9 protein-coding genes are annotated in these 9,044 nt (G+C 69.2%); 2 read left to right on the top strand and 7 right to left on the bottom strand.

Annotated elements, in window-relative coordinates; translation table 11 throughout:
* The 3 genes from HMPREF3121_RS07125 to HMPREF3121_RS07135 all read right to left on the bottom strand — a co-directional run.
* A partial coding sequence (locus HMPREF3121_RS07125) for a PP-loop family protein (RefSeq protein ID WP_305764038.1) occupies positions 1–375 on the bottom strand: 375 nt, incomplete at its 3' end.
* Between the two features lie 34 nt (positions 376–409).
* Positions 410–1,687, bottom strand: coding sequence for an amidase (locus HMPREF3121_RS07130; protein ID WP_070521529.1), 1,278 nt, complete (start codon positions 1,685–1,687; stop codon positions 410–412).
* Between the two features lie 124 nt (positions 1,688–1,811).
* A complete protein-coding gene (locus HMPREF3121_RS07135) occupies positions 1,812–3,308 on the bottom strand; it encodes a D-alanyl-D-alanine carboxypeptidase/D-alanyl-D-alanine-endopeptidase (RefSeq protein ID WP_141743025.1) in 1,497 nt (498 codons plus the stop codon).
* Between the two features lie 104 nt (positions 3,309–3,412).
* Between HMPREF3121_RS07135 and HMPREF3121_RS07140 the strand changes: the two genes are divergently transcribed.
* Together HMPREF3121_RS07140 and HMPREF3121_RS07145 are read left to right on the top strand one after the other, a co-directional pair.
* A complete protein-coding gene (locus HMPREF3121_RS07140) occupies positions 3,413–3,886 on the top strand; it encodes an inorganic diphosphatase (protein WP_070521532.1) in 474 nt (157 codons plus the stop codon).
* A gap of 237 nt (positions 3,887–4,123) precedes the next feature.
* Positions 4,124–4,594, top strand: a complete 471-nt coding sequence (locus HMPREF3121_RS07145) for a carboxymuconolactone decarboxylase family protein (protein WP_070521535.1) — start codon at positions 4,124–4,126, stop codon at positions 4,592–4,594.
* Positions 4,595–4,597: 3 nt separating this feature from the next.
* Here HMPREF3121_RS07145 and HMPREF3121_RS07150 read toward each other — a convergent pair whose 3' ends face one another.
* The 4 genes from HMPREF3121_RS07150 to HMPREF3121_RS07165 all read right to left on the bottom strand — a co-directional run bounded on the left by HMPREF3121_RS07150 (position 4,598) and on the right by HMPREF3121_RS07165 (position 8,946).
* Positions 4,598–5,680, bottom strand: a complete 1,083-nt coding sequence (locus HMPREF3121_RS07150; RefSeq protein ID WP_070521538.1) for an ABC transporter ATP-binding protein — start codon at positions 5,678–5,680, stop codon at positions 4,598–4,600.
* Positions 5,681–5,723: 43 nt separating this feature from the next.
* A complete protein-coding gene (locus HMPREF3121_RS07155) occupies positions 5,724–7,052 on the bottom strand; it encodes an ABC transporter substrate-binding protein (protein ID WP_246816097.1) in 1,329 nt (442 codons plus the stop codon).
* Between the two features lie 134 nt (positions 7,053–7,186).
* A complete protein-coding gene (locus HMPREF3121_RS07160; RefSeq protein WP_070521541.1) occupies positions 7,187–8,023 on the bottom strand; it encodes a carbohydrate ABC transporter permease in 837 nt (278 codons plus the stop codon).
* A complete protein-coding gene (locus HMPREF3121_RS07165; protein ID WP_246816098.1) occupies positions 8,020–8,946 on the bottom strand; it encodes a carbohydrate ABC transporter permease in 927 nt (308 codons plus the stop codon). Before HMPREF3121_RS07165 ends, HMPREF3121_RS07160 begins: the two co-directional genes overlap by 4 nt.
* Between the last annotated feature and the right edge of the window lie 98 nt (positions 8,947–9,044).

The following is a 9,044-nucleotide window of genomic DNA, read 5'->3' on the forward strand; positions in this document are numbered from 1 at the left end:
CTCCGGCCCCTGCCCCGCCCCGTCGGTGCCGCCGGGCACGTCGACGCGGACGACGTCGGCGGTTGCGCCGAACCCCCGCGCCGTCTCCGCCGCGCGGCGGGCGACGTCGGCCGAACCTTCCTGCAGCCCGTGATCGACGACGACCGCGTGCACCGACTCCGCGCCGATCCCCGCCCCCAGCGCCTCCGCAGCGCACGCCGCCGTCAGGGCCAGGGAATCCGCCCCTCCGGACAACCCCACCACCACCCGGGGCACCCGGGTGTCGCCGAGGCGCGGACCGTCGTCACGCACGAGCCCGCCGAACACTGGCCGCACGGCCCGCCGGACCCGCAGAAACGCGGGACTGCGGCGGGGCCAGAACGGGGCGGCGGTCATGCGGTCAGGCTACCGGGCACGTCGCGCGGACCGACTACGCGCCGCCGCCGACGACCCCACCCGCCGCGATGCGGTCCATCGCCGTGAGCAACACCCGCTCCTGCGTCATGCGGGCGACCACCTGCACCGGCACGCCCGTCACCGGCTCGACGACGACGCCGGCCGGGAAGCCCAGCAGGTTCCACACGGACACGAAGGGCGCGAACCGCATGTTGGCGAGCATGTTCGCCGACCACGGGCGCGAGTTCCACGGGCCGGTCGACGGCGGCTCGGTGGCCAGCGCCGGGGTGATCAGGACGTTGTCGCCCGGCATGAACTTCTCCATCTTCGACCGGGCCCTCACCACCTGGCGGTCGGAGATCGACCAGCGCAGCGATCGGCCGATGCGCGCGTGGACGCGGTTGCGCCACTCCAGGTGGTCGGGCATGCCCTCGTCGGCCAGCGAATCGGCCACGCCGGCCGACCAGCGGGCGAGCATCGGCAGCGGGTTGAGCGGGTACGGCGCCTTGGCTTCGCGCACGGGGAAACCGGCGTCGCCGAGGGTCTTCGCCGCCTGGCGCGCCGCCTCCTTCCATTCCTCGCGCGCCCCGAAACCGGCCACCGGCGACGACAGGTCCAGCGTCGCGCCGAAATTCTCCGGCAACGGGGCATCGACGGCGTCGACGTGGCCGCGGGTCAGCTCGCGCATGAGCAGCGTCAGGTCGTCGTTGTCCTGCGCGATGACGCCCTGCACCGCCATGCCGTACCAGTCGTTGCGGCCGTTGCGGCCCGGGACGATGCCGGGCGTCGACTTGATGGTGGACAGGTTGCACGCCGCCGCGGGGATGCGCAGCGATCCCATGCCGTCGTTGCCCTGGGCGAAGGGCACCATGCCCGCCGCCACCGCCGCCGCGGCACCTCCCGAGGATCCGCCGGGCGAGAGTCCCGGGCGGACCGGGTTGCGGGTGATGCGGCCCGGCGCGTCGGTGGTGCCCCACGTGCAGAACTGCGGGTTGGCGGTGGTGCCCACCGGGATCGCGCCCGCCTGCACCAGGCGCTGGACCACGTCGTTGTCGCGGGCGGTGTTGTCCTTCAGGGCGAAGGGCACGCCGGCCAGGCCCAGGTCGGCGAGGTCCGGGCGGGCGGCCAGTTCGCGGGCCTCGGAGATCGCCCGGTCGGCCCACACCTCCGTGAAGGCGTTGACCGCCCCGTCGACGGCGGCGATCCGATCGAGGGATTCGCGCACGGCCTCCTCCGGGGTCATCCGCCCGGCGCGCACGCGGGCGGCGATGTCCCGGGCGGTGGGCTGGGGCAGCGGCTGGATGTCGTCCATCGTCTCTCCTGGGTGTCGGTGTTTGGGCCCACCGTAGACCAGTTCGTTTCACTCACGATTGCTTTTCGACGGATACGTGGAGCGCCAGATGCGCGAAAACGCGAGCGGTCGGGAGGTGACGGGGTCAGGCGATGTCGTGGAGGCCCGTCGCCGCGGCGTCGGCGGCGGCGCGGGCGGGCAGCAGCGACGCCTCGTTGGAGAGCAGGACGAACGTCAGCACGTCGCCGCCCTGCGTCACCGTGTACCCGGCCAGCGCGGAGGTGCCGTCGAGCGTGCCCGTTTTGGCGCGAACCCAGCCGGCGCCGTCGGAGCCGGAGTATCGCTCGGCGAGGGTGCCGGAGACGCCGCCGACCGGCAGCGCGTCGAGCAGCGGGCGCAGCTTCGCGGTGAGCTCGTCCGCATCGTCCGCTCCATCACCTTCGGCCGCTCCGGTCCCTTCGGCCCCGTCGATTCCCGGGTGCCGGCCGGTAGCGGCGAGCAGCACCCGATCGAGCTGCGCGGGGGTGACGCGGTTGTCCACGCTCAGGCCGCTGGAGTCGGCGAGGTTCGCGGCACTGGAACCGGTGTTTTCCAACGCCAGCCCATGCTCGGCCAGGACGTCGGCGACTGCCTTCGCCGCGCCGGCGAAATCGGGGGTCAGGCCACGCGAGACGGCCACCTCGCGGGCCAGCGATTCGGCCAGGACGTTGTCGGAACGGGTCATCATCTGGTGCACCCGCTCGGACAACGGGGCGGACTCGACCTCGGCGAGCACCTCGGGTTCGCCGCCGAACCTCGACTGCGCGGTCTCCTCCGGCGCCAGCACCTCGACGTTCGCCACCCCCATGGCGGTCGCGAGGGCCTGACCGGCGCCCGCGGCGGGCTCCGGGGTGCGGCGCGCATCCTCGCGGTCGAGCGACAGTCGGGCACCGTCGACCATCACCGGCTCAACCGGCGCGATGTACCCGTCCTCGATGCCGTCGCGCTCCCACGTGGAATGGAAGGTGTCGCGGAACAGCGAACGATCGACGTAGACGGTGGACGCGCCCGCATCCTGCGGCACCGGCTGCCCCTCGGCGACGCCCAGCGAGGCGCGGACCTCCTCGGCGATCTCGGCGATCGACGCGGCCCCCGGATAGAAACCCGCGCCGTCGACGCTCAACGTCGGGTCCCCCGCACCGACCAACACCACCCCGTCCTGCCCCGGGTAACGCACCACCCGGGTGGCCACGGTCTTGTCGTGGTCGAGCTCCAGCAGCGCCGCCGCGGCGGTCAGGATCTTCAGCGACGACGCAGGCCGCGACGGCTCCGCCGACCCCTGCTCCCACAGCACGTCGCCCGTCCGCGCCGACGACACGACCGCCGTCAACCGCCCCAGCGCCGGGTCCTTCGCGGCGGCGTCCATCACGGCCGCCACCTGCGCCGCCAACTCCGACTCGTCGGCGATCGGCTCCCCCGACGAACCGTCGTCAAGCTCCTGCGACGCGCCCGCCGCCCGCAACGGAGCCTGCACGCCCGGGACCTGCGGAGCCTCCGCCACCGTCACCCGATTCGCATTGACCGCCATGCCCGCCACCACGATCACGCACACCACGACGGCGAACGCGGCGATGGACAACATCCACCCGACGGTACGGCTCACGGGGCTCCTCCGGAGGTATGGGCAACGGCAACGACTAAGATGGATCCACTGTAGGCGCCCGCGCCGGCGCATCGCACGACACCACACCAGAGGAGCAGTCCACAATGACCATCGAGGTCACCATCGAGATCCCGAAGGGCCAGCGCAACAAGTACGAAGTCGACCACGAGACCGGCAAGGTCTACCTCGACCGCTACCTGTTCACCCCCATGGCCTACCCGGCCGACTACGGCTACATCGAGGACACCCTCGGCGAGGACGGCGATCCGCTGGACGCGCTGGTCGTGCTGCCGGAGCCGGTGTTCCCCGGCGTCATCGTCAAGGCCCGTCCCGTCGGCGTGTTCAAGATGACCGACGAGGCCGGCGGCGACGACAAGCTGCTCTGCGTCCTCGACGACCCGCGCTTCGACCACTTCCAGGACCTCGGCGACATCTCCCAGTTCACCCTCGACGAGATCGAGCACTTCTTCGTGCACTACAAGGATCTCGAGCCGGGCAAGGAGGTCTCCGGCTCCGGTTGGGGCGACAAGGCCGAGGCCCAGCGCATCCTCGACGAGGCCATCGAGCGCCACAAGTAGGCGTCTCCCCGGGGCTTGCCGTCCTAAGGGACCGGCCTCGGGATCACCCGCCGCATTCCATCGCGAATGCGGCGGGTTTCGCCGTTTTCGGGCGGGGGTATCCGGGCCGGGGGCGGCGCACCCCCGTGGAATTGATGCCCCGGGGGGTATGATTGACGCAGTCGAAGGCGGCGCACCCGGAACCCGCGCCGCCCCACTCACCACTCCCCGCTCCCCCACTCCCGAAAGGACCACGCGATGAGCGACACCACCATGGACCGACTCCCCCTCGGCGACGTTTTCAAGGAGGCTTGGAAGGCCCAGGCAGCCCAGACCCAGGCGATCTGGAAGAAGGCGGAGGAACTCGGCGTCGGCCGCGACCTCATCGAGCTGGTCTACGTCCGCGCGTCGCAGATCAACGGCTGCGCGTTCTGCCTGGACGTCCACGTCCGCGAGGGCCTCAAGGCCGGCCTGAGCACCCTGAAGCTGTCGGTCACCCCGGCGTGGCGCGAGGCCGGCGCGGTGTACGACGACGTCGAGCGCGCCGCCCTGACCATCGCCGAAACCGCCACCGACCCGGTCGCCGCGCACGACAACGTCGAAGAGTACGACGCCGCCCGCGCGGTGCTGGGCGACGACAAGGCCGCGTTGCTGGCCTGGGCCGCGATCTGCATCAACGGCTGGAACCGCATGCACGCCCTGAGCCGCACGCCGGTCGAGGGCGCGTAGCGGTCAGTCGCTGATCCGCTCGCCGGACTCCCCGTCGAACAGGTGGATCCGGCGGGCGTCCGGCACCACGCGCAGCCCGTCGCCCGCAGCGACGCCGTGACCGCGGTCGCGACGCACGGCGATCTTCTCGCCGCCCTTGCCGACGCCGTGGACGATCGACTCCGCGCCGAGCTCCTCGACCTGGGTGACGTCGATGGTCACGCACTGGTCGGCGGGATGCGTCCCATCCGCGTCGACCGCCACGTCTTCCGGACGGAAGCCCACGGTGACGCGGCGGCCGTCGTCCTGCCGCGCCCCCAAGGGCACGACGGCGCCGCCGTCGAGAACCACGACGTCGTCGCGGACCACGCCCGGCAGCAGATTCATCGACGGCGATCCCATGAACCCCGCGACGAAGGCGTTGACCGGCCGGTCGTACAGCACCGCGGGAGTGTCCACCTGCTGCAGGACGCCGTCGAGCAGCACGGCGACGCGGTCTCCCATCGTCATCGCCTCGACCTGATCGTGCGTGACGTAGACGGTGGTGGTGCCCAGGCGCCGCTGGAGGGCCGAAATTTCGCCGCGGGTTTCCACCCGCAACTTCGCGTCGAGGTTGGACAGCGGCTCATCCATGCAGAACACCGCGGGTTCGCGGACGATCGCACGTCCCATCGCCACGCGCTGACGCTGGCCGCCCGACAGTGCCGCGGGCTTGCGGTCCAGGAGATTCTCCAGCTGGAGGATGCGGGCGGCTTCCTTCACGCGCTGCTCGATCTCCGCCTTGGGCACCTTCTGATTCCGCAGCGCGAATCCCATGTTCTTCGCGACCGTCATGTTGGGGTACAGCGCGTAATTCTGGAAGACCATGGCGACGTCGCGGTCCTGGGGCCGGACGCCGGTCGCGTCGAGTCCGCCGATGTGGATGCTGCCGCGGTCGACGGGCTCGAGCCCCGCCAGCATCCGCAGGGACGTCGACTTGCCGCAGCCCGACGGACCGACCAGCACCAGGAACTCGCCGTCGGCGATGTCCAGGTTCAGGGAATCGACGGCGGGCTTGCCGTCCTTGGCGTAAATGCGCGTGGCTCCGTCGAAGATGACGCCCGCCATGTTTTCTCCTCGTTGTTTTTCGTGTCGCCGAATTACCCGCGAATTACAGGTGCGGCTCGATGTCGCGCTCGTAGGCGGTGGTCAGCTCCTCCTCGAGCGACGACAGGGTCGGCTCGATGGCGGCGCCGGTGAGCAGGATGGTCTCCAGCGCGTCGCCGATCTTGCGGTCGCCGTTCGGGATGAACACGCGGGCGTTGTCCTGCGGTCGGGTCTGCGGCAGCTGCTCGACGGCGGTGCGGAAGTTCGGGTTTTCGTCCATGAACTTCTTCTGCTCCGGGTCATCGACGGCGTCCTTGCGCACCGGCATGTAGCCGACGTTGCGGGACCAGTACGCGGTGTTTTCGGTGTTGGTGATGAAGTCGATGAACTTCGCCGCGTTGTTCTGGCGCTCCTCGGAGATGCCGGCGGGGATGGCCAGGCCGGCGCCGCCGGTCGGGCAGCCGCCGTCGCCGTTGGGGTTGGGCAGGAAGGCGGTGCCGACCTCGAAGTCGGCGGTGTCGTTGATGCCGGCCAGGTCGCCGGTGGAGGCGACGATCGAGCCGAGCAGGCCGGTGCCGAATTCGTTGGCGAGGTCGTTGGACACGGTCGCCCAGCCGTCGTCGACGGTGGACTTGAGCCACTCGACGGCGGCGATGGTCTCGGGGCTGGTCAGCTTCATGTCCCAGCCGTCGGAGTAGGCGCCGCCCTTGGTCCACAGCGGGCCGGAGAAGGTCCAGGACAGGTAGTCGACGGCGTTGCCCCAGCCGTGGGCGCGCTCGCGGCCGGACAGCTTCTCCTGCAGGGTCTTGCCCCACTCGGTCATCTCGTCCCAGGACTCGGGGCCGCGGTCGGGCAGGCCGGCCTCCTTCCACAGGTCCTTGTTGTAGTAGAACAGCGGCGTCGATCGGGCAAACGGCATGGCGAAGTGCCCGCCGTTGAGCGCGTAGTCCTCGTAGAGGCTGTCGACGTAGGTGGAGGTGTCCACGCCGGCGCGCTCGGCGACCTCGTCGATGTTGGCGATCTGGCCGTTGAGGGCGAAGTTGAACCACCAGACGTCGGACAGGACGACGACGTCGGGCAGGTCGGTGCCGGACAGGGCGGCGTTGAACTTCTGGCCGAGTTCCTCGTAGTTCTTGCCGCCGTCGACGAGGCGGACCTTGAGGTCGGGGTTTTCCTTCTCGAAGCGGGCGATGAGCTCCTCTTCGATGGCCTTCGAGCTGGCCGGGTGGTTGGACCACCAGACGATGGTGTTCGGGTCCCCCTCTGCACCACCGTCGCCGCCGCCGGTGCCGGCGCATGCGGTGAGGGCGGCGCCCGCGCCGGTCAGGCCCAGCAGCGCGAGGAAGGTGCGGCGGTTCATGCCGTTCGGGGTGCGGTTGATGCGGTCGTTCATCGTGGTTCCTTTCGGGGCGACGTCCGGGAGGCGTCGTCGTCAAGCAAAGTGGTGCGGGGTTTTCGAGGTTTTCGGGCTTTGCGACGCCCGCGTGGGCGGCGCAGGGCCCGGGGAGGTCGGTGCGGCGGCGGTGGTCATCCCTTCACCGCACCCGACGTCAGGCCCTTGATCATGTATTTCTGCAGGGCGAGGAACAGGAGCAGGACCGGGATCATGGTCATGATCGTCGCCGCCATGACCGGGCCCCAGTTGGAGACGCCGTCGTTGTTCTGGAGCATGGTCAGGCCCACAGGCAGGGTGGCCGACGCTTCGGTTTCGGCCATGAGGAACGGCCACAGGTACTGGTTCCACTCGTTGACGATGGTGATCATCGAAAACGCCACGAGCGTGGGCAGCGAAATGGGCAGCAGCACCTGGAACAGCAGCCGGAACGGGCCGGCGCCGTCCATCCGGGCGGCTTCGACGATCTCGTGCGGGATGGACATGAAGTGGTTGCGCATGAGGAACGTGCCGAAGGCGATGCCCGCCAGCGGGATGATGATGCCCTGGTAGGTGTCACGCCACCCCAGCTGGCTGACCAGCGCGTAGTTCGAGATCACGGTGACCTCGCTGGGCACCATCAGCGCCGAAATGACGATGATGAAGACGAGGTTGCGCCCCGGGAAGCGCAGGATCGCCAGCGCGTAGGCCGAAATCACGCCGAGGACGATCTTGATGGTGCACAGGATCACCGTGATGATGATCGAGTTGCGGAAGTACGCGAAGAACGGGACCCGGTCGGTCGCGTCGGCGTAGTTCTGCGGGTACCACTCCTCGGGGAACCAGCGGACGGGGATGGAGTAGATGTCGCCGTGCTGCTTGAGACTGGCCAGGACGATCCAGATGAGGGGCAGGCCGATGAAGGCCACCGCCAGGGCCATGCCCAGGTATCCGACGATGCGCCAGCCGATGCCGCGTTCGGTGCCGATCATGCCCGCACGTTCTCCTTGTCCATGTAGCGCACCTGGATCAGCGTGACCACCAGGAGGATCAGGAACAGGATCGTCGCGATGGTCGCGCCGTATCCCGCCCGGAAGTTGACGAAGGTTTCGTTGTAGACCTGGAACACCAGGGTCGTGGTGCCGTTGCCCTGCGGGCCGCCGCGCGTCATGGTGTTGATGATGTCGAACACCTGCACCGAGTTGAGGGTGACGGTGATCGACAGGAAGAACGTGGTCGGCCGCAGCTGCGGCAGGGTCACGCTGCGGAATCGGGTCCAGGCGCCGGCGCCGTCGATGGCGGCGGCCTCCGACAGGTCCCGGCTGAGCCCCTGCAGCGCCGCGAGGTAGATGACGAAGGTGTAGCCGAGGTTCTTCCAGACGAAGGTGAACGTCACCATGAACAGGGCCCACGACGGGTTCTGGTAGAAGTTCGGGCTGTCGACGCCGATGCGGCCGAGGAGATCCTGGACGAGGCCGAAGGTCGGGTCGAAGACGAATTGGAAGGCCACGCCGATGGCGGCGCCGGAGATGACGAAGGGCGCGAAGACCATCGACCGCACGGCGTTGCGGCCGCGCAGTTTCTGGTCGAGCAGCAGCGCCAGGATGAGGCCCAGCACCATCGATCCGATCACCGCGAAGAAGGTGAATACGACCGTGTTGAACAGGATCTTCGGCGTGTCGGCGCGGGTCGCCCATTCGACGTAGTTGTCGAAGCCGATGAAGGTCGACGTCGGCGACGAGATGTTCCAACTGAAGAAGGACAGCCGGATGTTGTCCAGCAGCGGCCGGTAGGTGAAGATCGCCAGGAGGATCAGGTTGGGGGCCAGAAGTGCGGCCGCGAGCAGCCATTCGCGTCTGCGCGCGGTGCGGGCTTTGGCCTCGAGCCCCGCTTGATCGATCCCGTTGTTTGCCACAATTGGCCAGCCTGTCCCGCCCAGATGGAATCGAAGGAACGGGCGAGTGAACTTTGGTGTAATTGCTGGAGTCCCAAAATAAAACACCGGTGCCATTC

The organism is Corynebacterium sp. HMSC11E11 (assembly GCF_001807025.1).
In the GTDB taxonomy this organism is placed as follows: domain Bacteria; phylum Actinomycetota; class Actinomycetes; order Mycobacteriales; family Mycobacteriaceae; genus Corynebacterium; species Corynebacterium freneyi.

Coding starts and splice junctions, on each gene's coding strand:
- HMPREF3121_RS07130 (WP_070521529.1), bottom strand. CDS start 1,687: ATGGACGACATCCAGCCGCTGCCCCAGCCCACCGCCCGGGACATCGCC.
- HMPREF3121_RS07140 (WP_070521532.1), top strand. CDS start 3,413: ATGACCATCGAGGTCACCATCGAGATCCCGAAGGGCCAGCGCAACAAG.
- HMPREF3121_RS07145 (WP_070521535.1), top strand. CDS start 4,124: ATGAGCGACACCACCATGGACCGACTCCCCCTCGGCGACGTTTTCAAG.
- HMPREF3121_RS07150 (WP_070521538.1), bottom strand. CDS start 5,680: ATGGCGGGCGTCATCTTCGACGGAGCCACGCGCATTTACGCCAAGGAC.
- HMPREF3121_RS07155 (WP_246816097.1), bottom strand. CDS start 7,052: ATGAACGACCGCATCAACCGCACCCCGAACGGCATGAACCGCCGCACC.
- HMPREF3121_RS07160 (WP_070521541.1), bottom strand. CDS start 8,023: ATGATCGGCACCGAACGCGGCATCGGCTGGCGCATCGTCGGATACCTG.